General features: G+C 64.0%; 21 protein-coding genes. 16 read left to right on the top strand and 5 right to left on the bottom strand.

All coding sequences use genetic code 11. The annotated features are described in order from the left end of the window. Positions 1 to 14 precede the first annotated feature (14 nt). From HU772_RS09355 to HU772_RS09345, 3 genes are all read right to left on the bottom strand, one after another. Positions 15 to 530 carry a GNAT family N-acetyltransferase gene (locus HU772_RS09355; RefSeq protein ID WP_186661832.1) on the bottom strand — a complete coding sequence of 172 codons (516 nt, stop codon included), beginning with the start codon at positions 528 to 530 and terminating at the stop codon, positions 15 to 17. A gap of 83 nt (positions 531 to 613) precedes the next feature. Beyond that, positions 614 to 1,108, bottom strand: a complete 495-nt coding sequence (locus HU772_RS09350) for a PaaI family thioesterase (RefSeq protein ID WP_186661833.1) — start codon at positions 1,106 to 1,108, stop codon at positions 614 to 616. A gap of 119 nt (positions 1,109 to 1,227) precedes the next feature. Then, entirely contained in the window at positions 1,228 to 2,613 is a 1,386-nt protein-coding gene (locus tag HU772_RS09345; RefSeq protein ID WP_186661834.1) for an amino acid permease, read from the bottom strand. Between the two features lie 252 nt (positions 2,614 to 2,865). Between HU772_RS09345 and gcvA the strand changes: the two genes are divergently transcribed. Both gcvA and HU772_RS09335 read left to right on the top strand, forming a co-directional pair. After that, on the top strand, positions 2,866 to 3,774 hold the full coding sequence (gcvA, locus tag HU772_RS09340) for a transcriptional regulator GcvA (RefSeq protein WP_186661836.1): 909 nt from the start codon (positions 2,866 to 2,868) through the stop codon (positions 3,772 to 3,774). A gap of 206 nt (positions 3,775 to 3,980) precedes the next feature. Then, positions 3,981 to 5,231 carry a 2-aminoadipate transaminase gene (locus tag HU772_RS09335; RefSeq protein WP_186661838.1) on the top strand — a complete coding sequence of 417 codons (1,251 nt, stop codon included), beginning with the start codon at positions 3,981 to 3,983 and terminating at the stop codon, positions 5,229 to 5,231. A gap of 3 nt (positions 5,232 to 5,234) precedes the next feature. Here HU772_RS09335 and HU772_RS09330 read toward each other — a convergent pair whose 3' ends face one another. Beyond that, on the bottom strand, positions 5,235 to 5,537 hold the full coding sequence (locus tag HU772_RS09330) for a hypothetical protein (RefSeq protein WP_186661839.1): 303 nt from the start codon (positions 5,535 to 5,537) through the stop codon (positions 5,235 to 5,237). 231 nt (positions 5,538 to 5,768) lie between these two features. On the opposite strand from HU772_RS09330, the gene HU772_RS09325 reads away from it, so the two are divergent. Further along, on the top strand, positions 5,769 to 6,197 hold the full coding sequence (locus HU772_RS09325; RefSeq protein ID WP_186661840.1) for a hypothetical protein: 429 nt from the start codon (positions 5,769 to 5,771) through the stop codon (positions 6,195 to 6,197). A 67-nt stretch (positions 6,198 to 6,264) separates the two neighbouring features. Next, positions 6,265 to 8,376, top strand: a complete 2,112-nt coding sequence (fusA, locus tag HU772_RS09320; RefSeq protein WP_186661841.1) for an elongation factor G — start codon at positions 6,265 to 6,267, stop codon at positions 8,374 to 8,376. Between the two features lie 112 nt (positions 8,377 to 8,488). On the opposite strand, the gene HU772_RS09315 is transcribed toward fusA, so the two are convergent. Next, positions 8,489 to 9,931, bottom strand: coding sequence for a SulP family inorganic anion transporter (locus HU772_RS09315; RefSeq protein WP_186661842.1), 1,443 nt, complete (start codon positions 9,929 to 9,931; stop codon positions 8,489 to 8,491). A 240-nt stretch (positions 9,932 to 10,171) separates the two neighbouring features. On the opposite strand from HU772_RS09315, the gene HU772_RS09310 reads away from it, so the two are divergent. From HU772_RS09310 to nuoJ, 12 genes are all read left to right on the top strand, one after another. Next, on the top strand, positions 10,172 to 10,936 hold the full coding sequence (locus HU772_RS09310) for a secretin GspD/PilQ domain-containing protein (RefSeq protein ID WP_225923118.1): 765 nt from the start codon (positions 10,172 to 10,174) through the stop codon (positions 10,934 to 10,936). A 492-nt stretch (positions 10,937 to 11,428) separates the two neighbouring features. Further along, on the top strand, positions 11,429 to 12,754 hold the full coding sequence (aceA, locus tag HU772_RS09305; RefSeq protein ID WP_186661843.1) for an isocitrate lyase: 1,326 nt from the start codon (positions 11,429 to 11,431) through the stop codon (positions 12,752 to 12,754). Positions 12,755 to 12,968: 214 nt separating this feature from the next. Beyond that, positions 12,969 to 13,631 carry a lysoplasmalogenase gene (locus tag HU772_RS09300; protein WP_186661844.1) on the top strand — a complete coding sequence of 221 codons (663 nt, stop codon included), beginning with the start codon at positions 12,969 to 12,971 and terminating at the stop codon, positions 13,629 to 13,631. A gap of 381 nt (positions 13,632 to 14,012) precedes the next feature. Continuing rightward, positions 14,013 to 14,426: an NADH-quinone oxidoreductase subunit A gene (locus tag HU772_RS09295; RefSeq protein WP_043209159.1), complete on the top strand. Its 414-nt coding sequence runs from the start codon at positions 14,013 to 14,015 to the stop codon at positions 14,424 to 14,426. Between the two features lie 9 nt (positions 14,427 to 14,435). After that, on the top strand, positions 14,436 to 15,113 hold the full coding sequence (locus tag HU772_RS09290; protein ID WP_023381221.1) for a NuoB/complex I 20 kDa subunit family protein: 678 nt from the start codon (positions 14,436 to 14,438) through the stop codon (positions 15,111 to 15,113). A 79-nt stretch (positions 15,114 to 15,192) separates the two neighbouring features. After that, a complete protein-coding gene (gene nuoC, locus HU772_RS09285; protein ID WP_186661845.1) occupies positions 15,193 to 16,974 on the top strand; it encodes an NADH-quinone oxidoreductase subunit C/D in 1,782 nt (593 codons plus the stop codon). A gap of 2 nt (positions 16,975 to 16,976) precedes the next feature. Beyond that, complete coding sequence (gene nuoE, locus HU772_RS09280; RefSeq protein WP_012313767.1) at positions 16,977 to 17,474, top strand: NADH-quinone oxidoreductase subunit NuoE; 498 nt, start codon at positions 16,977 to 16,979, stop codon at positions 17,472 to 17,474. Then, complete coding sequence (nuoF, locus tag HU772_RS09275; protein WP_050706492.1) at positions 17,471 to 18,835, top strand: NADH-quinone oxidoreductase subunit NuoF; 1,365 nt, start codon at positions 17,471 to 17,473, stop codon at positions 18,833 to 18,835. The genes nuoE and nuoF overlap by 4 nt, the downstream gene beginning before the upstream one ends. Before the next feature lie 133 nt (positions 18,836 to 18,968). Then, positions 18,969 to 21,683, top strand: a complete 2,715-nt coding sequence (nuoG, locus tag HU772_RS09270) for an NADH-quinone oxidoreductase subunit NuoG (protein ID WP_186661846.1) — start codon at positions 18,969 to 18,971, stop codon at positions 21,681 to 21,683. Then, the gene (gene nuoH / locus HU772_RS09265) at positions 21,680 to 22,687 is read left to right on the top strand and encodes an NADH-quinone oxidoreductase subunit NuoH (RefSeq protein WP_186661848.1); all 1,008 of its coding nucleotides are present in this window, start codon (positions 21,680 to 21,682) and stop codon (positions 22,685 to 22,687) included. Before nuoG ends, nuoH begins: the two co-directional genes overlap by 4 nt. A gap of 11 nt (positions 22,688 to 22,698) precedes the next feature. Next, positions 22,699 to 23,247, top strand: coding sequence for an NADH-quinone oxidoreductase subunit NuoI (gene nuoI, locus HU772_RS09260; RefSeq protein WP_003251442.1), 549 nt, complete (start codon positions 22,699 to 22,701; stop codon positions 23,245 to 23,247). A 10-nt stretch (positions 23,248 to 23,257) separates the two neighbouring features. Next, positions 23,258 to 23,758 (top strand): NADH-quinone oxidoreductase subunit J, encoded by a 501-nt coding sequence (gene nuoJ / locus HU772_RS09255; RefSeq protein ID WP_186661850.1) that lies wholly within the window; start codon positions 23,258 to 23,260, stop codon positions 23,756 to 23,758. The last annotated feature ends 3 nt before the right edge of the window (positions 23,759 to 23,761 follow it).

The following is a 23,761-nucleotide window of genomic DNA, read 5'->3' as shown; positions in this document are numbered from 1 at the left end:
AGGAAGTGATCAATCTAGAGCGCCACGGCCGTCCTGACCATCACCCAGTCACGGTGCCGTTCATCGCCGCAGGGGAAGATTGCCTCCCCCACCTTGCGAAAACCGTTGCGCTGGTAGAAGCGGATCGCCCGGGCGTTGCGTTCATTGACGGTCAGGCGTATCGCGCCGGGCGCCTGGGCCAGGGTCGCCTCGAGCAGCCGTTGCGCCGCGCCCAGCCCGTGGGCGCAGGGCAGTACATAACAGCGGGAGATCTCGACCAGAGGATCAGCGTCGGGGATACCCAGCGCACCGGGCGCCAGGTCGAGCATGCTGTAGCCCAGCACCTGGCCCATCTGTTCGACCACCAGCAGGCGCTTGTGGCGGTCGCGCAGGTGTGCCCGGAAATGCTCGGGTTGCAGATTGTGCGCAATGTAGTGCCGCTGCGCCGCAGGCGCACTGTCGGGCGGGCTGGCCAGGGCGAAGGTAGCCTGGCCGACCTGGCTCAGGGCAACGCAGTCATCGCTGCGGGCCGGGCGGATCTGGTAGGGCATGGCAACATCCTGTCGGGCAGCCGGATCGTCTGCGACAATGCCAGCCCCGCCCGGGCGCTGCAAATGAAAAGACGACTCTGCGATCAGCGCTGTCCCTGTTGCTGGGCCTGGCGCTTGAGCTGTTCGGTATCGACCCGCACGAATACCGAATCGGCCCGCACGGTCAGCACCTCGCCGGCCCAAACCTCGCAGATCACCCGGCTCTTGCGCCCGACCTCGCCCTCGACCCAGGCCTTGAGCAACAGCTCGACGCCCATGGGCGTGGGCTTGAGATAGGTCAGCCCGAGTTGGCCGGTGACGCAATCGATGCGTGGCAGGCTACCCGGTTCGCGGCCTTCGGCGCGGTAGTGGTAGGCCATGGCGGTCCAGTTGGAATGGCAGTCCACCAGCATCGCCAGCAGGCCGCCGTAGACCAGCCCGGGCCAACCGGTGAAGCCAGGGTCCGGGGTATGTCGGCTGAGCAGGTGGATACCGTCGGCGTCCCAGTGGCTCTGCACATGCAGGCCATTGGGGTGGGCACAGCCGCAGCCGTAGCAGATGCCTTCGGGAGCAGCGAGGTGTTGCAGTGAATCGGTCATGGGCGTCCTTGGCTTGTAGGAATTGGACAGGCAGCGCAGGCCGATGGTAGCGCCCCGCCTCGCCTGCGCCAATTACCCGAAGGCGACAGCCTTGCTGGCGTGCGGCGCACGCCTGGCCTTCAGGTGTTGAGCAACGCGCCAACCCGGTTGCGCCGCTGGGTCAGCGACACCAGCAGGATGAATAGCGTCACCCCGGCGGTCATCAGCGTTTCATAACGGTAGGCATCGCTGAACAGCATGTAGCCCAGCACCACCAGGATGGTGCCGATCACCAACCAGGTCAGCCAGGGGAACAGCCACATCTTCAGCTCCAGCGCGCGGCCTTCTCGCTCGGCGCGGGCTCGCATGCGCAACTGCGACACGGCAATCACCAGGTACACCAGCAGAGCGATGGCGCCCGTGGTGGACAGCAGGAAGCCGAACACCTTGCCGGGAAACACATAGTTGACCAGGCACCCGGCAAAACCGGCAAAGGTCGAGAGGATCACCGCCACGGTCGGCACCCCGGCCCCGGAGATGCGCTTGGTCATGCCCAGCGCCTGCCCACGCGCGCCCAGCGAGTAAAGCATGCGCGACGCGGTATACAGGCCGGAGTTCATGCAACTGGTGACCGCCACCAGCACCACCAGGTCGACCAGCAGCTTGGCCCCGGGCACGTTGAGCACCTCCAGCACGCGCTGGAACGAACCCACCGCCTTGAGCCCCGGATCGTTCCAAGCCACCAGCGAGACCACCAGGAAGATCGAAGCCAGGTAGAAGATGGCGATGCGGTAAACCACCAGGTTGGTGGCGCGACGGATCTTGTCCTTGGGGTTGGCGGTCTCGTCGGCGGCGATGGTGACGATCTCGGCGCCAAAGAACGAGAAGATGGTGATCAGCACGCCGCCGAGCACGGTGCCAAAGCCGTTGGGCATGAAGCCACCGTTATCCCACAGGCGACTGACGCCAGACACCTCGGCCAGCGGCCAGACGCCGAACACCGCCAGGCTGCAAACCACGATGAAAGCAATGATCGCCACCACCTTGACCAGGGCGAACCAGTATTCGAAGGCGCCGAAGTTCTTCACGCTGACCAGATTGGTCCCCGACAGCAGCAGCATGATCAGGAAGGCGAACAGCCAGGACGGCACGCCTGGGAAGTAGGCGTGCAGGATGTCCGCGCCGGCAATCGCCTCGACCGGAATGATCAGCACCCAGAACCACCAGTACAGCCAGCCGATGGTGAAGCCCGCCCAAGGCCCGATGGCCTCGCTGGCGTAGGTGGAGAACGAGCCGCTGTTGGGATTGGCAATGGCCATCTCGCCCAGCATGCGCATCACCAGCAGCACCAGCAGGCCGGTCATGGCGTAGGAAATGAGAATAGCCGGGCCAGCGGTGGCGATGGCGTTGGAGGAACCGATGAACAGGCCCGCGCCGATGATGCCGGCGATGGAAATCATCGAGACCTGGCGCGAAGTCAGGCCGTGCTGCAGGGAACGCTGTTTCTTGTTGTCTGGCGATGCCATGGGGAACCCTCGAATGACTCTGCCGCAGCAAGGGCGACTGAGGTTGGAGCAGAATTCGCAAAGTCGAAGTTGCCTGTTGTTGTTCTTGTAAAGCGCCGGTAGTGGGCAAAACCTCCTGTGCAAATAACCGGTTGTCAGCCGTGATCGCGGTCAGTATTAATCTATAGGCACGTCTCAACAAACGACCTTTTTGAACCACATCATTCCTTTTATGAATGAATTTCTTCCATTTGCGCTGGGTAGCCCCTCATCATGTCCAAACGCCTGATGCCTTCGACCACCGCCCTGCAATGCTTCGAAGCGGCCGCCCGTCACCTGAGCTTCACCCGCGCGGCGCAGGAACTGCACCTGACCCAGAGCGCGGTCAGCAAGCAGGTGGCGCAGCTCGAGGACATGCTCGCCCACCCGCTGTTCCAGCGCATCCGGCGACGCCTGCAACTGACCCCGGCCGGCGCGCTGTACCTCGCCGAAGTCCGCAAGATCCTCACCCAGATCGACATTTCCAGCCGCTACATCCTCAGTTACGGCGACGAGACCGAAGTGCTGCGCATCGCCACCCAGCCGACCTTCGGCGCGCGCTGGCTGGTGCCCCGGCTCAAGGGCTTCGGCGAGCGGCACCCACGCATCCACCTGGACATCCGCAACGAACTGGAGCCCTTCGACCTGGTGCAGGCCAAGGCCGATATCGCCTTTTTCTTCGGCCAGGGCACCTGGCCCGGGGCGACTTGCCTGGAGCTGTTCAGCGAAGAAGTGCTGCCGGTGTGCGCGCCGTCGCTGCTGGCCAGCAAGCCCCTGGGCAGTGCCCAGGCCCTGAGCGAGCAGCGCCTGCTGCAATGCGCCTCGCGCCCGGAAGCCTGGCACGAGTGGTTCCAGGGGCTGGGCCTGCACAGCCAGAACAGCTACCACGGGCCACGTTTCGACACCTTCTACCTGTGCATTCGCGCCGCCATCGCCGGCTGCGGCATTGCCCTGATCCCGCGCTACCTGGTGGCCGAAGAGCTGAGCGAGGGCAAGCTGGTGGTGGCCTGGGATCACCCGGTGGCCAGCAATGGCCGGCACTTCATGGCCCATGCCGAGCATGCGGCCGAGGTGCCCAAGGTGCGGGCCTTCGTGCAGTGGATTCACGAGCGGGTGGCCGAGGAGGATCGAGGCCGCCTGTAATGGCCCCTGCACGGGCAAAGCTGCTCCCAGACTGAACTTGAGTCGCTGTGGGAGCGGGTTTATCCGCGAAAAGGCCGGCAACAGCAGCACAAATCTTTCAGCAAGATCACGAATTCGCGGAATGATCGCAATCCGATAATTCGTTTGCGAAATATATCCCCGGCACGCTTCGATAGTCAGTAATTCGAACAACAGGCCGCGTGCACATGAATCAGGAAAGTATCAGCCAGTCCATCGCCATCGTTCACCCGATTACACTTTCCCATGGCCGTAATGCCGAAGTCTGGGACACCGCCGGCAAACGCTATATCGACTTTGTCGGCGGCATTGGCGTACTCAACCTGGGCCACTGCAACCCGGCGGTGGTCGAGGCGATCCAGTTGCAGGCCACGCGCCTGACCCACTATGCGTTCAACGCCGCGCCCCATGGCCCGTACCTGGAACTGATGGCACGCCTGAGCGAGTTCGTCCCGCTCAGCTACCCCTTGGCCGGCATGCTCACCAACAGTGGCGCGGAAGCGGCGGAGAACGCGCTGAAGGTCGCCCGTGGCGCCACTGGCAAGCGCGCCATCGTCGCCTTCGACGGCGGCTTCCATGGCCGCACCCTGGCCACCCTCAACCTCAACGGCAAGGTCGCGCCCTACAAGCAGCGGGTCGGCGAGTTGCCCGGCCCGGTGTACCACCTGCCCTACCCCAGCGCCGACACCGGAGTGACCTGCGAGCAGGCGCTCAAGGCCATGGAGCGGTTGTTCAGCGTCGAACTGGCGGTGGAGGACGTGGCCGCGTTCATCTTCGAGCCGGTGCAGGGCGAAGGCGGCTTCCTCGCCCTCGACCCGGCCTTTGCCCAGGCCCTGCGCCGCTTCTGTGACGCGCACGCGATCCTGATCATCGTTGACGAGATCCAGTCCGGTTTCGGCCGTACCGGCCAGCGCTTCGCCTTCACCCGCCTCGGGATCGAGCCGGACCTGCTGTTACTGGCCAAGAGCATTGCCGGCGGCATGCCGCTGGGCGCGTTGGTCGGCCGCCGGGAAATCATGGACTCGCTGCCCAAGGGTGGCCTGGGCGGCACCTACTCCGGCAACCCGATCGCCTGTGCGGCGGCACTGGCCAGCCTTGCGCAGATGACCGATGAAAACATCGCCACCTGGGGCGAACGCCAGGAGCAGGCCATCGTCGCGCGCCACGCGCGCTGGCAGGCCAGCGGCCTGTGCGCCGCGCTCGGCCGCCTGACCGGCGTCGGCGCCATGCGCGGGCTGGAACTGGTCAATGCCGATGGCAGCCCGGCGCCGGCGCAACTGGCCAAGGTGCTGGAGGCGGCACGGGCCAGAGGGTTGCTGCTGATGCCCAGCGGCAAGGCGCGCCACATCATTCGCTTGCTGGCGCCGCTGACCATCGAGGCCGAGGTGCTCGAAGAAGGGCTGGATATCCTCGAGCAATGCCTGGCGGAGCTGGGCTGAAGCTTACAGGCCCAGCTCTTCGGGGGTGGGCATGTCGCATTCGAAGGCGATCCAGCCGCCTTCGAGCTCGGCATGGCCGTTGACGATCGGGCCGTAATAGCTGAGGCCGTTCTCCAAGGTGACGCAGATGTGCGTGGCACCTTTTTCCGGAGCCCCGAGCGTACCGACGAAATGCACCTTCTTCAGGGTTTCGGTTACCGCTTCGAGGCCGACACGCATGCTGGGGTTTTCCGAGGCCTCGGTATCACCCCCACGGTCTTCGGCGCTGACAGTCACGGTGGCGGTGTAGGGGTACTTGGTGCTCAAGCGGGGTTACCTCGGTTTTAAGGGGTTGAATTGCTGGCGCGTAGAGTACGGCAGGCGGCCCTTGTTGTCTCTAATGGCCTCTTCGCGGGTAAAGCCGCTCCCACAGGCAATGTGAAAATCCCTGTGGGAGCGGGTTTACCCGCGAAGAGGCCAGGCCTGCAAAAGATGATCTGAGGGGCCCGATCTGTTAGGGTGCCCGGCGATGCACGCCCCACCACGCGAGGATACCGAGTGAGCGCCGAACAACCCCTGATCGCCGACCTGTTCGAGGTCGACAAACGCCTGACCCTCAAGCCCGTCGTGGACTTCAACACCTACCTGCGCAACGTCTTCGGCGACGGCCCCTGCCGCTGCCACCGCTGCCTCGAGGGCAATGCCGACGAGAGCGGCTACAACCACCGCCACAGCTTCGCGCTCGACGGTCGCACGCTGCACCGGCGCTTCGCCAACTCCGCTGCCAGCGACGTGCTGCAGTACCTGAAGAAAGCCTGGCTGTCCTACGCCAAGAACGAACTGATCACCGTCGGTACCCTGGACCTCGACACGGTCAAGGCCTTTACCGACAGCGAGCTGCACCCACGCCTGCTGGCCCTGCTGGCGGCCAGCGGCCTGGCTCGGGAAAGCGAAGGCCAGTGGCAGTTGCAGGTGCTCGCCGACTGACGGTCGCCCGGCAGGATTCTCCCGCTCTGCTACCTTGGGAGAATCCTCACCCACAGGTGACCCGACCATGGCCCGCACGACCCCCATCGAGCTGTACCGCAACATCGGTATCGTTGCCCACGTGGATGCCGGCAAGACCACCACCACCGAACGGATCCTGTTCTACACCGGGGTCAACCACAAGATGGGCGAGGTGCACGACGGCGCCGCGACCATGGACTGGATGGCCCAGGAGCAGGAGCGCGGCATCACCATCACCTCGGCGGCCACCACGGCGTTCTGGCAGGGCTCGACCCAGCAGTTCGCGCACAAGTACCGCTTCAACATCATCGACACCCCCGGCCACGTCGACTTCACCATCGAGGTCGAGCGCTCGCTGCGCGTGCTCGATGGCGCGGTGGTGGTGTTCAGCGGCGCCGACGGCGTCGAGCCGCAATCCGAGACGGTGTGGCGCCAGGCCAACAAGTACCATGTGCCGCGCCTGGCCTACATCAACAAGATGGACCGCCAGGGCGCCGACTTCCTGCGCGTGGTCAAGCAGATCGACAAACGCCTGGGGCACCATCCGGTGCCGATCCAGTTGGCCATCGGCAGCGAGGAAAACTTCATCGGCCAGATCGACCTGGTGAAGATGAAGGCCATCTACTGGAACGACGCCGACCAGGGCACCAGCTACCGCGAAGAAGAGATTCCGACCGAGCTCAAGGCGCTGGCCGACGAATGGCGTGCGCACATGATCGAGGCCGCCGCCGAAGCCAACGACGAGCTGACCATGAAGTTCCTCGACGGCGAGGAGCTGACCGTCGATGAAATCAAGGCCGCCCTGCGCCAACGCACCATTGCCAACGAAATCGTGCCAACCATCCTCGGTTCGTCGTTCAAGAACAAGGGCGTGCCGCTGATGCTCGACGCGGTGATCGACTACCTGCCCGCCCCCAGCGAGATCCCGGCGATCAAGGGCACCGACCCGGACCACGAAGACAAGCACCTGGAGCGCCACGCCGACGACAAGGAACCGTTCTCGGCCCTGGCCTTCAAGATCGCCACCGACCCGTTCGTCGGCACCCTGACCTTCGCCCGGGTGTACTCCGGCGTGCTCAGCTCCGGCAACGCGGTGCTCAACTCGGTCAAGGGCAAGAAGGAACGCATCGGCCGCATGGTGCAGATGCACGCCAACCAGCGCGCCGAGATCAAGGACGTGTGCGCCGGCGACATCGCCGCGCTGATCGGCATGAAAGACGTCACCACCGGCGACACTCTGTGCGACATCGACAAACCGATCATCCTCGAACGCATGGACTTCCCCGACCCGGTGATCTCCGTGGCTGTTGAGCCAAAAACCAAGGGCGACCAGGAAAAGATGGGCATCGCCCTGGGCAAGCTGGCCCAGGAAGACCCATCGTTCCGGGTCAAGACCGACGAAGAGACCGGCCAGACCATCATCTCCGGCATGGGCGAACTGCACCTGGACATCATCGTCGATCGCATGCGCCGCGAGTTCAACGTCGAGGCCAATATCGGCAAGCCGCAGGTGGCCTACCGCGAGAAGATCCGCAACACCTGCGAGATCGAGGGCCGTTTCGTTCGCCAGTCCGGCGGGCGCGGCCAGTACGGCCACTGCTGGATCCGCTTCGCCCCGGGCGACGAGGGCAAGGAAGGCCTGGAGTTCGTCAACGAGATCGTCGGTGGCGTGGTGCCGCGCGAGTACATCCCGGCCATCCAGAAAGGCATCGAGGAGCAGATGAAGAACGGCGTGCTGGCCGGCTACCCACTGATCAACCTCAAGGCCGCGGTGTACGACGGCTCGTACCACGATGTCGACTCCAACGAGATGGCATACAAGATCGCCGCCTCCATGGCCACCAAGCAGCTGTCGCAAAAAGGCGGCGCGGTGCTGCTGGAGCCAGTGATGAAAGTCGAAGTGGTCACCCCTGAGGAGTACCAGGGCGACATCATGGGCGACCTGAGCCGGCGCCGCGGGATGATCCAGGATGGCGACGAGACCCCGGCCGGCAAGGTGATCCGCGCCGAGGTGCCGCTGGGCGAGATGTTCGGCTACGCCACCTCGATGCGTTCGATGACCCAGGGGCGGGCCAGTTACACCATGGAGTTCACCCGCTATGCCGAGGCACCGGCGAGCATTGCCGATGGCATCGTCAAGAAGAATCGCGGGGAGTAAGCCTAGCGCCTGTACCGGCCCCTTCGCGGGCAAGCCCGCTCCCACAGGGGGTATGCAATCCCTGTGGGAGCGGGCTTGCCCGCGAAGGGACCGGTACAGGCCACAATGATCTTCAGTGCTGCTCGCCCGCCCGCTTCAGCAGCTTCTTGCAGCGCTCCGACAGATGCACCACCCGCAACTGCTTGCCGGCCTTGGCATACCGCTCGCGCAAGGTCTGCAACGCGGCGATCGCCGAATAATCGACAAAGCTCAAGTGCTGGCAGTCCAGGGTGACCTTGGCCGGATCGCCCGCCGGGTCGAACTGGTTGAGAAACGGCGTGGTCGAGGCGAAGAACAGCGTGCCGTGCACCTGGTAATGCTTGCCGCCCTCGTCGTCCACATGGCTGTTGGCATACAACTCGCGGGCATGCTGCCAGGCAAAGTTGATCGCGGCGATGATGATGCCGAACATCACCGCCATGGCCAGGTCGGTGAACACCGTGACCACGGTCACCGCGACGATCGCCAGGACATCGCTCGCCGGCACCTTGTGCAGCACCCGCAGCGAGGCCCAGGCGAAGGTCTGCTGGGCAACCACGAACATCACCCCCACCAGCGCCGCCAGCGGAATGCGCTCGATCAGCGGCGACAGGAACAGCACGAACAACAGGATCATCACCCCGGCCACCACGCCCGACAGGCGCCCGCGACCATTGGAGCTGAGGTTGATCACGGTCTGGCCGATCATCGCGCAACCGCCCATGCCGCCGCACAAGCCCGAGACCATGTTGGCCGCGCCCAGTGCCACGCATTCGCGATCCGGATAACCACGGCTCTCGGTGATTTCGTCGGTAAGGTTTAGGGTCAGCAGGGTTTCCAGCAAACCGACCATGGCCATCAGAAATGCGTAGGGCGCAATGATCGTCAGGGTTTGCAGATTCCAGGGTACTTGCGGCAGCGCCAGCTGCGGCAGCCCTCCGGCAATATGCGCCATGTCACCCAGGGTGCGGGTCGGCAAGCCGAGCAGGTACACCAACAGGCCGACACCGAGGATCGCCACCAGCGCAGGTGGCACGGCGCGAGTCAACTTCGGCAAGACGTAGACCACCAGCATGGTCAAGGCCACCAGCCCGATCATCAGGTACAAGGGCGTGCCCGAGAGCCAGTGTTCACCTTCCTTGAAATGCTCCAGCTGGGCCAGGGCGATGACGATGGCCAGGCCATTGACGAAGCCGAGCATCACCGGGTACGGCACCAGGCGTACCAGCTTGCCCAGGCGCAGCGCGCCGAACAGGATCATCACCACCCCGCCGAGCAGCACCGTGGCCAGCAGGTACTGGGCGCCGTGCTGTACTACCAGGGCGACGATCACCACCGCCATGGAACCAGCGGCGCCGGAGATCATGCCGGGGCGGCCACCGAACAACGCGGTGAGCGTACAGATGATGAAGGCGCCGTACAGGCCCATCAGCGGGTTGAGGTGGGCCACCAGGGCGAAGGCGATGCACTCGGGCACCAGGGCGAAGGAGGTGGTGAGGCCGGCGAGCAGGTCGGCGCGAAGTCGGGCGGGTTTCATTGGAATCCTGTGCAGGAAGCGAAGACAACGCAACTCCTTGTGGGAGCGGGCTTGCCCGCGAAAGCGTCAGCAGGATCAACTCTGTTGCCTGACCGGACGTATTCGCGGGCAAGCCCGCTCCCACAAGGTATAGGCTGGCTGTGCAAGCGAGACTGAAAATCGAGGGATGCGATGTTACGGAATTTGTCTGGCAGCAACCACCGGCAATCCACACGGCAAACTGCACGCAAATTTGCCATCATGTCCCTTCCATCCGCGGAGATCATGGACATGCCGCTACGCCCCCTGCTCGCCTCCCTGCTGCTGGCCGCCAGCCTCAGCGCCCAGGCCGCCACCGAGGTCATCCCGCTGCAGCACCGCAGCAGCGCCGAACTGCTGCCCGCCGCCCAGTCGTTCATCGGCAAGGACGGCACGGTCAGCACTTTCGAGGACAAGCTGATCGTCAACGCCAGCCAGCAACGCATCGACGACCTGCGCGCCCTGCTGCAACAACTCGACACCGCGCCCAAGCGCCTGTTGATCAGCGTCGACAACAACGACAGCAACTTCCAGGACAACCACGGCAACGCCCGTGTGATCCGCTACGGCACCGCCAACCGCGAAGGCGGCCTGCAACAGGTGCAGGCCAGCGATGGCCAGCCGGCGCTGATCCAGGTGGGCCAGAGCATCCCCGTTACCAGCACATCTACCGATGGCTATGGGCGCATCCAGAGCAACACCGAATACCGCAATGTCACCCAGGGTTTCTATGTCACCCCGCGCCTGAGCGGCGACACGGTTCGCCTGCAAATCAGCAGCAATAATGATCGAATGAGCCAGGAACGTGCCGATGTAGTGAAAGTGCAGAGCACCGACACGACCGTCACCGGCAAGCTCGGCGAGTGGATCACCCTGGCCGGGTACAACCAGCAGAGCCAAGCCGAACGCAGTGCGTCAAGCCTCAGTTACAGCACCCAGCGCGGGGAAAACATGACATTGCGGGTCAAAGTCGACCTTCTCGACTGAACCCAGGCGAATCAAGGCCTCGACCGAAGGCCTTGAAACTGACCGACAAGTCGCATCAGACCAAAGATGTAGTAAGCCAAAAAAAGCACTACAAAACATTTGACAGGCTCTTTTCGGCAAGGGCATGATGGCCTCGCTCCCGCTAATCAGAGGCCCTGGCAAGGGTCTTCGAGGTGCGCTCCTCCCACCGTGGAGGCACCTCGTGTCCATACGGCCCACAAGGCGGTTCGACGGGATTGCGACTGCAACGAAGAAGTTGTCCCGAGGGACGGAAGCGCATCACCGCAGTTCTGGCAATCGCGTCGCACCGCAGCAAGGCAACCACGAGCCGACCTGCAGGGCACACCTTCGCCTGGCCTGCACACCCTTCCCCTTCGAGCCTTCGCGTTCGCCGCCGCACTCCCCCGGACAGGACAGCCGCCTGGCTTCTGATCCGCGTATCCGAGCATCAGCACAATTACACTCAAGATCGATGCGACGAGGTTTATTTCCATGGCACTGACACGCGAACAGCAAATTGCAGCCCTCGAGAAAGACTGGGCCGAAAACCCGCGCTGGAAAGGCGTGACCCGTACCTACACCGCCGCTGATGTCGTTCGCCTGCGTGGCTCGCTGCAGCCCGAGCACACCTATGCTCGCCAAGGCGCGGATAAACTGTGGAAGCTGGTCACCGAAGGTGCCCACCCGTCCTTCCGCCCAGAAAAAGATTTCGTCAACTGCATGGGCGCCCTGACCGGCGGCCAGGCAGTGCAGCAGGTAAAAGCCGGCATCCAGGCCATCTACCTGTCCGGCTGGCAAGTGGCCGCCGACAACAACTCGGCCGAGTCGATGTACCCCGACCAGTCGCTGTACCCGGTCGACTCGGTACCGACCGTGGTCAAGCGCATCAACAATGCCTTCCGTCGCGCCGACCAGATCCAGTGGAAAGCCGGCAAGAACCCGGGCGACGATGGCTACATCGACTACTTCGCACCTATCGTGGCTGACGCCGAAGCCGGTTTCGGCGGCGTGCTCAACGCCTACGAGCTGATGAAGAACATGATCGAAGCGGGCGCCGCCGGCGTGCACTTCGAAGACCAGCTGGCCTCGGTGAAAAAATGCGGCCACATGGGCGGCAAGGTCCTGGTCCCGACCCAGGAAGCCGTGCAGAAGCTGGTGGCCGCGCGCCTGGCCGCCGACGTGGCGGGCGTACCGACCATCATCCTGGCTCGTACCGACGCCAACGCCGCCGACCTGCTGACCAGCGACTGCGACCCATACGACCAGCCGTTCGTGATTGGCGAGCGCACCCGTGAAGGCTTCTACAAGGTACGCGCCGGCCTCGACCAGGCCATCGCCCGCGGCCTGGCCTACGCCCCGTACGCCGACCTGATCTGGTGTGAAACCGCCAAGCCGGACCTGGAAGAAGCCCGTCGCTTCGCCGAGGCGATCAAGAAGGAGTACCCGGACCAGATCCTGTCGTACAACTGCTCGCCTTCGTTCAACTGGAAGAAGAACCTGGACGACGCCACCATCGCCAAGTTCCAGCGCGAACTGTCGGCCATGGGCTACAAGCACCAGTTCATCACCCTGGCCGGCATCCACAACATGTGGCACGGCATGTTCAACCTGGCGCACGACTACGCCCGCAACGACATGACCGCCTACGTGAAGCTGCAGGAGCAGGAATTCGCCGACGCCAGCAAGGGCTACACCTTCGTCGCCCACCAGCAGGAAGTCGGTACCGGCTACTTCGACGACATGACCACCGTGATCCAGGGTGGCGCTTCGTCGGTGACCGCCCTGACCGGTTCGACCGAGGAAGAGCAGTTCCACTGAGTGCGGTGAACTGAACAGAAAGCCCAGGCTCCGCAAGGAGCCTGGGCTTCTTTTTGTCTGCACCGACCTCTTCGCGGGTAAACCCGCTCCCACAGGATCGCGCAGCAATGCAAAACCTGTGGGAGCGGGTTTACCCGCGAAAGGGCCGGCACAGGCCAGCGCAAAACCCAGGATCAGGTCTAAGCTTGTGGCTACCCCAAAGCAAGGACTGCCCATGCCCCGCCCTGGCCACCTGCTCACCATTGCCGTCGCAGCTGCCGCCCTCTATCTCTATGCGCTGGCCAGCGACAACGCCCTGCTTGGCCTGCTGGTCAAACCCGTTCCCGTACTGACCCTGATTACCTGGCTGGGCACTGCGCCCGCCACGCCCTATCGGCGCTGGATCATCCTCGGTCTGGCCTTCTCAGTGCTCGGCGACATCCTCCTGGCCATCCCCCGCGACCTCTTTGTGTTCGGCCTGGCGGCATTTCTCTGCGCGCACCTGGCTTACCTACGCGGTTACTGCACCCTCACGCGGCGCCCGGCCTACCCGGCCCTGGCCTTCGCAGTGCTGATAGGCGGTTCGCTGTTCGGCCTGCTCGCCGGCCATGGCCTGGGTCCACTGCTGATTCCAGTGGCACTGTACGCCCTGGCCATCGGCGCCATGCTCTGGCGCGCCCTGGCCTGTGGCGGGCTCGCGGCGCTGGGCGCCTGCGCCTTCGTGTTCTCCGACAGCCTGATTGGCATCGATCGCTTCGTCGCGCCGTTCACCGCCGCCAAGTACCTGATCATCCTCGCCTATTGGCTCGGCCAGTGGCTGATTGCCGCGTCGGTCACCTGCGGCTCAATCGATAAAGCATTGATCCAGAGCGGTGCGCGGGGCAGCGAAAATTGCTAGAACGAGGGTTTTTCCGCTTGGCAAGGGGGCGTATTTGGCCAATGAACTTTGCAAGGCTCAGAAAGACTCAATCCATGCAGCTCAGCTTAAATGATATTAATTATCATTACACAACTAAGCCGCCATTACGCCATGCAAGAAACATAATTAACAAAACCGCACGCAATGCCCGAAACTCAAGGCTTTCAGCCGGTTACGAAAGATTTTTGTTCTTAAACCTACGAATAAATTTGCAACGGAAATTTTACTTGCACAGGGTTTACCCATAAAATCAGCGCGATTGATTCAGCTGCGACATTTGGTCACTGCGTCTGCGACACCACGTCGCCGCTCTACTTTTTACAGACTGCAGAGCTGGGTCTCTGTATAAGGATTTCAAGCATGTCCGATTCGGTAGGTCTCATCGCCCACAACTGGGGCTTTGCCATCTTCCTCCTGGGTGTCGTCGGCCTGTGTGCCTTCATGCTCGGCCTGTCCAGCCTGCTCGGTAGCAAGGCCTGGGGTCGCGCCAAGAACGAACCCTTCGAATCCGGCATGCTGCCCGTGGGCAGCGCCCGCCTGCGCCTCTCCGCCAAATTCTATCTGGTCGCGATGCTGTTCGTGATCTTCGATATCGAAGCCCTCTTCCTGTATGCATGGTCTGTGTCCGTCCGCGAAAGCGGCTGGACCGGATTCGTCGAAGCACTCGTTTTCATTGCAATTCTGTTGGCTGGTCTTGTCTACCTATGGCGCGTCGGGGCGCTCGATTGGGCTCCCGAAGGTCGCCGCAAGCGGCAAGCGAAGCTGAAACAATGAGGCTTTGGCATGCAATACAATCTCACCAGAATCGATCCGGATGCACCCAACGAGCAGTACCCGGTCGGTGAACGGGAAACCGTCACCGATCAACTGCTAGAGGACCAGGTCCACAAGAACATCTTCATGGGCAAGCTCGAAGATGTGCTGCGTGGCGCGGTCAACTGGGGTCGCAAGAACTCCCTCTGGCCGTACAACTTCGGCCTGTCCTGCTGCTACGTGGAAATGACCACGGCCTTCACGGCGCCCCACGACATCGCCCGCTTCGGCGCCGAAGTCATCCGGGCATCACCGCGTCAGGCCGACTTCATGGTCGTCGCCGGTACCTGCTTCATCAAGATGGCGCCGATCATCCAGCGCCTGTACGAGCAGATGCTCGAGCCCAAGTGGGTCATCTCCATGGGTTCGTGCGCCAACTCCGGTGGCATGTACGACATCTACTCGGTCGTTCAGGGGGTCGACAAGTTCCTCCCCGTGGACGTGTACGTGCCTGGCTGCCCGCCACGCCCCGAAGCGTTCCTGCAAGGCCTGATGCTGTTGCAGGAGTCGATCGGCCAGGAGCGACGCCCGCTCTCCTGGGTTGTCGGTGATCAAGGCATTTACCGTGCCGAGATGCCCGCCCAGAAGGACCTGCGTCGCGAACAGCGTATCGCGGTAACCAACCTGCGCAGCCCCGACGAAGTCTGATCCAGCGACCTGCCGCCCGCTCCCGAGGGAGCCGGCGGCCTGGCTTCATTCTCTACGTTGACTCAAAGCGACCGAGACCATGACAGCGGACACCGCTATTTATATTCCGCCTTACAAGGCTGACGACCAGGATGTGGTCGTCGAACTGCACAACCGTTTTGGCGCCGACGCTTTCGTCGCCCAGGAAACCCGCACTGGCATGCCGGTCCTGTGGGTGAAACGTGCCCAGCTCAAGGAAGTGCTCTCTTTCCTGCGCAACGTCGCCAAGCCGTACAGCATGCTGTACGACCTGCATGGCGTCGACGAGCGCCTGCGCACCCAGCGCCGCGGCCTGCCGGCCGCCGACTTCAGCGTGTTCTACCACCTGCTGTCGGTGGAACGTAACAGCGATGTGATGATCAAGGTGTCGCTGAGCGAAGGCGACCTCAACCTGCCTTCGGTCACCGGCATCTGGCCCAACGCCAACTGGTACGAGCGCGAAGTCTGGGACATGTTCGGCATCGACTTCGCCGGCCACCCGCACCTGTCGCGCATCCTCATGCCGCCGACCTGGGAAGGCCACCCGCTGCGCAAGGACTTCCCGGCGCGCGCCACCGAGTTCGACCCCTACAGCCTGAACCTGGCCAAGCAGCAGCTTGAAGAGGAATCAGCGCGCTTCAACCCCGAAGCCTGGGGCATGAAACGCCAAGGCGCCAACGAGGACTACATGTTCCTCAACCTTGGCCCGAACCACCCGTCCGCCCACGGTGCCTTCCGTATCGTCCTGCAGCTGGACGGCGAAGAAATCGTCGACTGCGTCCCGGACATCGGCTACCACCACCGTGGCGCCGAGAAAATGGCCGAGCGCCAGTCCTGGCACAGCTTCATCCCCTACACCGACCGTATCGACTACCTCGGCGGGGTGATGAACAACCTGCCGTACGTACTGGCAGTGGAGAAGCTGGCCGGCATCCAGGTGCCGCAGAAAGTCGACGTGATTCGCATCATGCTCGCCGAGTTCTTCCGCATCACCAGCCACCTGCTGTTCCTGGGTACCTACATCCAGGACGTCGGCGCCATGACCCCGGTGTTCTTCACCTTCACCGACCGCCAGCGCGCCTACACCGTGATCGAAGCGATCACCGGTTTCCGCCTGCACCCGGCCTGGTACCGTATCGGTGGCGTCGCCCACGACCTGCCGCGCGGCTGGGACAAGCTGGTCAAGGACTTCGTCGAATGGCTGCCCAAGCGCCTCGACGAGTACACCAAGGCCGCCCTGCAGAACAGCATCCTCAAGGGTCGTACCATCGGCGTCGCCGCGTACAACACCAAAGAGGCGCTGGAATGGGGCACCACCGGTGCCGGCCTGCGTTCCACCGGTTGCGACTTCGACCTGCGTAAAGCACGCCCCTACTCCGGCTACGAGAACTTCGAGTTCGAAGTGCCGCTGGCCCACAACGGCGATGCCTACGATCGCTGCATGGTCCGTGTCGAGGAGATGCGTCAGAGTATCCGCATCATCGACCAGTGCCTGCGCAACATGCCGGAAGGCCCGTACAAGGCGGACCACCCGCTGACCACGCCGCCACCGAAAGAGCGCACCCTGCAGCACATCGAGACCCTGATCACCCACTTCCTGCAAGTCTCGTGGGGCCCGGTCATGCCGGCCAACGAGTCATTCCAGATGATCGAGGCGACCAAGGGCATCAACAGTTACTACCTGACGAGCGATGGCGGCACCATGAGCTACCGCACCCGGATCCGTACCCCGAGCTACCCGCACCTGCAGCAGATCCCTTCGGTGATCAAGGGCAGCATGGTCGCGGACCTGATCGCGTACCTGGGCAGTATCGACTTCGTTATGGCTGACGTGGACCGCTAAGCATGAACAGCACGCTTATCCAAACCGACCGTTTCGCCCTGAGCGAAACCGAGCGCTCGGCCATCGAGCACGAGATGCACCACTACGAGGACCCGCGCGCGGCCTCCATCGAAGCCCTGAAGATCGTCCAGAAGGAACGTGGCTGGGTGCCGGACGGCGCCATCTACGCCATCGGCGAAGTGCTGGGCATCCCCGCCAGCGACGTCGAGGGCGTGGCCACCTTCTACAGCCAGATCTTCCGCCAGCCGGTCGGCCGCCACATCATCCGCGTTTGCGACAGCATGGTCTGCTACATCGGCGGCCACGAATCGGTGGTCAGCCAGATCCAGAGCGAGCTGGGCATCGGCCTCGGCCAGACCACCGCGGACGGGCGTTTCACCCTGCTGCCGGTGTGCTGCCTGGGCAACTGCGACAAGGCCCCGGCGCTGATGATCGACGACGACACCTTTGGCGACGTGCAACCTGCCGGCGTCTCCAAGCTGCTGGAGGGTTACGTATGACCATCACTTCCTTCGGCCCGGCCAACCGCATCGCGCGGAGCGCCGAAACCCACCCGCTGACCTGGCGCCTGCGCGACGACGGCGAGCCGGTCTGGCTGACCGAGTACGAGTCGAAGAACGGCTATGCCGCTGCCCGCAAGGCACTGGCCGAGATGTCCGCCGACGACATCGTGCAGAGCGTCAAGGACTCTGGCCTCAAGGGCCGTGGCGGCGCGGGCTTCCCCACTGGCGTGAAGTGGGGCCTGATGCCCAAAGACGAATCCATGAACATCCGCTACCTGCTGTGCAACGCGGATGAAATGGAGCCCAACACCTGGAAGGACCGCATGCTGATGGAGCAACAGCCCCATCTGCTGGTCGAGGGCATGCTGATCAGCGCCCGCGCCCTCAAGGCCTACCGTGGCTACATCTTCCTGCGTGGCGAATACACCACCGCGGCGAAGAACCTCAACCGCGCCATCGACGAAGCCAAGGCCGCAGGCCTGCTGGGCAAGAACATCCTCGGTTCCGGTTTCGACTTCGAGCTGTTCGTGCACACCGGTGCCGGCCGCTATATCTGCGGTGAAGAAACCGCGCTGATCAACTCGCTGGAAGGCCGCCGCGCCAACCCGCGCTCCAAGCCGCCCTTCCCTGCCGCCGTTGGCGTATGGGGCAAGCCGACTTGCGTGAACAACGTCGAGACCCTGTGCAACGTGCCAGCCATCGTCGCCAACGGCAACGACTGGTACAAGTCGCTGGCCCGTGAAGGCAGCGAGGACCACGGCACCAAGCTGATGGGCTTCTCTGGCAAGGTGAAAAACCCTGGCCTGTGGGAACTGCCGTTCGGCGTCACTGCCCGCGAGCTGTTCGAAGACTACGCCGGTGGCATGCGCGACGGCTTCAAGCTCAAGTGCTGGCAGCCAGGCGGCGCCGGTACCGGCTTCCTGCTGCCCGAACACCTGGACGCACAGATGTACGCCGGCGGCATCGCCAAGGTCGGCACCCGTATGGGTACTGGCCTGGCCATGGCGGTCGACGACAGCATCAACATGGTCTCGCTGCTGCGCAACATGGAAGAGTTCTTCGCCCGCGAATCCTGCGGCTGGTGCACCCCGTGCCGCGACGGCCTGCCGTGGAGCGTGAAGATGCTGCGCGCCCTGGAGAAAGGCCAGGGCCGCGCCGAAGACATCGAGACTCTGCTGGGTCTGGTCAACTTCCTCGGCCCAGGCCGTACCTTCTGTGCTCACGCACCGGGTGCCGTCGAGCCATTGGGCAGTGCCATCAAATACTTCCGGTCCGAGTTCGAGGCCGGTGTCGCTCCCGCTAGCGCGGCCGACACCCTGCGCCCGAACCTGGCCAAGCCGATCGTGGTCGGCGCATAACAAGATGAAGCAGCGGATGGTCCGTGCCATCCGCCAGCCCGCAGGCCGGCCCGAACGATTCGAGGCCGGCCGCAGGCTCACCGATTTCCATTAGCCACGCCCGCCCACGCGGGCCAACGAAGAACTTTGAACAATGGCCACTATCCACGTAGACGGCAAAGCGCTCGAAGTCAACGGTGCGGACAACCTGTTACAGGCCTGTCTGTCGCTCGGCCTCGACATCCCCTATTTCTGCTGGCACCCGGCGCTCGGTAGCGTCGGCGCCTGCCGGCAGTGCGCGGTCAAGCAGTACACCGACGAGAACGACACCCGTGGTCGTATCGTCATGTCCTGCATGACCCCTGCCTCCGACGGCACCTGGATCTCCATCGACGATGACGAGTCCAAGGCGTTCCGCGCCAGCGTCGTCGAATGGCTGATGACCAACCACCCGCACGACTGCCCGGTGTGCGAGGAAGGCGGTCACTGCCACCTGCAGGACATGACGGTAATGACCGGCCACAACGAGCGCCGCTACCGTTTCACCAAGCGTACCCACCAGAACCAGGACCTCGGCCCGTTCATCGCCCACGAGATGAACCGCTGCATCGCCTGCTACCGCTGCGTGCGCTACTACAAGGACTACGCCGGCGGCACCGACCTGGGCGTGTACGGCGCCCACGACAACGTGTACTTCGGTCGCGTTGAAGACGGCGTGCTGGAAAGCGAGTTCTCCGGCAACCTCACCGAGGTCTGCCCGACCGGTGTGTTCACCGACAAGACCCACTCCGAGCGCTACAACCGCAAGTGGGACATGCAGTTCGCCCCGAGCATTTGCCATGGCTGCTCCAGCGGCTGCAACATCAGCCCGGGCGAGCGCTACGGCGAACTGCGCCGCATCGAGAACCGCTTCAACGGCTCGGTGAACCAGTATTTCCTGTGCGACCGTGGTCGCTTCGGCTATGGCTACGTCAACCGCAAGGATCGCCCACGCCAGCCGCTGCTGGCCGATGGCACCAAGCTGTCGCTGGACGCTGCCCTGGACAAGGCCGCCGACCTGCTGCGCGGTCGCACCATCGTCGGCATCGGTTCGCCGCGCGCCAGCCTCGAAAGCAACTACGGCCTGCGTGAGCTGGTCGGCGCCGAGTACTTCTACTCCGGCATGGAAGCAGGCGAGCTGGCCCGCGTGCGCCTGGCGCTGAACGTGCTGAACAACAGCCCCCTGCCGGTACCGACCCTGCGCGACATCGAAGACCACGACGCGGTGTTCGTGCTCGGCGAAGACCTCACCCAGACCGCCGCCCGCGTTGCCCTGGCCGTGCGCCAGGCCACCAAGGGCAAGGCCGAGGCCATGGCCGACGCGATGCGCGTGCAGCCGTGGCTCGACGCCGCGGTGAAGAACATCGGCCAGCACGCGCTGTACCCGCTGTTCATCGCCTCCTTGGCTGAAACCAAGCTCGACGACGTCGCCGAAGAGTGCGTGCACGCCGCTCCGGCGGACCTCGCCCGCATCGGTTTCGCCGTGGCCCACGCCATCGACCCGAGCGCCCCGGCCGTCGACGGCCTGGACAGCGAAGCCAAGGCCCTGGCCCAGCGCATCGCCGATGCCCTGGTCGCGGCCAACCGCCCACTGGTCGTCGCTGGTGCTTCGCTGGCCGAGCCTGCGCTGATCGAAGCCGCCGCCAACATCGCCAAGGCCCTCAAGCTGCGCGAGAAGAACGGTTCGCTGAGCCTGGTCGTGCCTGAAGCCAACAGCCTCGGCATGGCGATGATGGGCGGCGAGTCCGTCGACGCCGCGCTGGACGCGGTGATCAGCGGCAAGGCCGATGCCATCGTGGTCCTGGAAAACGACCTGTACGCCCGCGTACCGGCCGCCAAGGTCGACGCTGCCCTGGCCGCGGCCAAAGTGGTGATCGTCGCCGACCACTCGAAAACCCCGACCGTCGACCGTGCCCACCTGGTGCTGCCTGCGGCCTCCTTCGCCGAAGGCGACGGCACCCTGGTCAGCCAGGAAGGCCGTGCCCAGCGCTTCTTCCAGGTGTTCGACCCGCAGTACCTGGACAGCAGCATCCAGATCCACGAAGGCTGGCGCTGGATGCACGCCCTGCGTGCCACCCTGCTCAACAAGCCGGTGGACTGGACCCAACTCGACCACGTCACCAGCGCCTGCGCCGAAGCCGCCCCGCAACTGGCCGGCATCGTCAACGCAGCGCCAAGCGCCGCGTTCCGCATCAAGGGCATGAAGCTGGCCCGTGAGCCGCTGCGCTACTCCGGCCGTACCGCCATGCGCGCCAACATCAGCGTGCACGAGCCGCGTACCCCGCAGGACAAGGACACCGCGTTCGCCTTCTCCATGGAAGGCTACTCGGGCTCGGCCGAGCCGCGTCAGCAAGTGCCGTTCGCCTGGTCGCCGGGCTGGAACTCGCCGCAAGCCTGGAACAAGTTCCAGGACGAAGTCGGCGGCCACCTGCGCGCCGGTGACCCGGGCGTGCGCCTGATCGAATCCCAAGGTGACCGCCTGAGCTGGTTCACCGCGATTCCTGGCGCGTTCAACCCGGCCCGTGGCACCTGGACCGCGGTACCGTTCTTCCACCTGTTCGGCAGCGAAGAAAGTTCCTCGCGCGCCGCCCCGGTGCAAGAGCGCATTCCAGCCGCCTACGTCGGCCTGGCCAAGTCCGAGGCCGACCGCCTGGGCGTCAACGACGGCGCGCTGCTGAGCCTGAGCGTCGGCGGTGTTTCGCTGCGCCTGCCGCTGCGTATCAATGAAGAACTGGGCGCTGGCCTGGTTGCGTTGCCCAAAGGCCTGGCCGGCATTCCGCCCGCCATCTTCGGTGCATCCGTCGAAGGTCTGCAGGAGGCAGCACAATGAGCTGGTTCACCCCCGAAGTGATCGATGTGATCCTCACCGTGGTCCGCGCCATCGTGGTCCTGCTGGCGGTGGTGGTCTGCGGCGCGCTGCTCAGCTTCGTCGAACGTCGCCTGCTGGGCTGGTGGCAGGACCGCTACGGCCCGAACCGCGTCGGCCCGTACGGCATGTTCCAGATCGCCGCCGACATGCTGAAGATGTTCTTCAAGGAAGACTGGAACCCGCCCTTCGTCGATCGCATGATCTTCACCCTGGCGCCGGTGGTGGCCATGAGCGCCCTGCTGATCGCCTTCGTGGTCATCCCGATCACCCCGCTGTGGGGCGTCGCCGACCTGAACATCGGCCTGCTGTTCTTCTTCGCCATGGCCGGCCTGTCGGTCTACGCGGTGCTGTTCGCCGGCTGGTCGTCGAACAACAAGTACGCCCTGCTCGGCAGCCTGCGGGCCTCGGCGCAGACCGTGTCGTACGAAGTGTTCCTGGGTCTGGCGCTGATGGGCGTGGTGGTGCAGGTGGGCTCGTTCAACATGCGCGACATCGTTGAGTACCAGGCCCAGAACCTGTGGTTCATCATTCCGCAGTTCTTCGGCTTCTGCACCTTCTTCATCGCTGGCGTCGCCGTGACTCACCGTCACCCGTTCGACCAGCCGGAAGCGGAACAGGAACTGGCCGACGGCTACCACATCGAATATGCCGGCATGAAGTGGGGCATGTTCTTCGTCGGTGAGTACATCGGCATCATCCTCATCTCGGCGCTGCTGGTAACCCTGTTCTTCGGTGGCTGGCACGGCCCGTTCGGCATCCTGCCGCAACTGTCGTTCCTGTGGTTCGCCCTGAAGACCGGCTTCTTCATCATGCTGTTCATCCTGCTGCGCGCCTCGATCCCGCGCCCACGCTATGACCAGGTGATGGACTTCAGCTGGAAGTTCTGCCTGCCGCTGACCCTGATCAATTTGCTGGTGACCGCTGCGATCGTGCTCTACAACACGCCAGCCGTCGCGGCCCAGTGAGGATTTGACCCATGTTCAAGTATATCGGCGACATCGTTAAGGGCACCGGCACACAGCTGCGCAGCCTGGCCATGGTGTTCTCCCACGGGTTCCGCAAGCGCGACACCCTGCAGTACCCCGAAGAACCCGTGTACCTGCCGCCGCGCTACCGCGGCCGCATCGTCCTCACCCGCGACCCCGACGGCGAGGAGCGCTGCGTGGCGTGCAACCTCTGCGCGGTGGCCTGCCCGGTCGGCTGCATCTCGCTGCAGAAGGCCGAGACCGAGGACGGCCGTTGGTACCCCGAGTTCTTCCGCATCAACTTCTCGCGCTGCATTTTCTGCGGCCTGTGCGAAGAGGCGTGCCCGACCACCGCGATCCAGCTCACTCCGGATTTCGAAATGGCCGAGTTCAAGCGTCAGGACCTGGTGTACGAGAAAGAAGATCTGCTGATCTCCGGCCCCGGCAAGAACCCTGACTACAACTTCTACCGTGTTGCGGGCATGGCGATCGCTGGCAAGCCGAAAGGCTCCGCGCAGAACGAAGCCGAGCCGATCAACGTGAAGAGCTTGCTCCCATAAGGACAGAAAGATGGAATTCGCTTTCTACTTCGCATCCGGTGTCGCCGTCGTCTCCACGCTGCGCGTGGTGACCGGCACCAACCCGGTGCACGCCCTGCTCTACCTGATCATTTCGCTGATTTCCGTGGCGATGATCTTCTTCTCCCTCGGTGCGCCGTTCGCCGGCGCCCTGGAAGTGATCGCCTACGCCGGCGCCATCATGGTGCTGTTCGTCTTCGTGGTGATGATGCTCAACCTCGGGCCGGCCTCGGTCGCCCAGGAACGTGGCTGGCTCAAGCCAGGCATCTGGGCGGGACCGGTGATCCTCGCCGCCCTGCTGCTGCTGGAGCTGCTGTACGTGCTGTTCGTCACCCCGAGTGGCGCGGCCATCAGCGGTACCACCATCACCCCGAAGGAAGTCGGCATCAGCCTGTTCGGGCCGTACCTGCTGGTGGTCGAGCTGGCCTCGATGCTGCTGCTCGCGGCCGCCGTCACCGCCTTCCACCTGGGCCGCAACGAGGCGAAGGAGTAAATC

Source organism: Pseudomonas xantholysinigenes, from assembly GCF_014268885.2.
GTDB lineage: Bacteria > Pseudomonadota > Gammaproteobacteria > Pseudomonadales > Pseudomonadaceae > Aquipseudomonas > Aquipseudomonas xantholysinigenes.
Note: the sequence above shows the minus strand (reverse complement) of the source record. Positions and strands in the feature narration are given on the sequence as shown.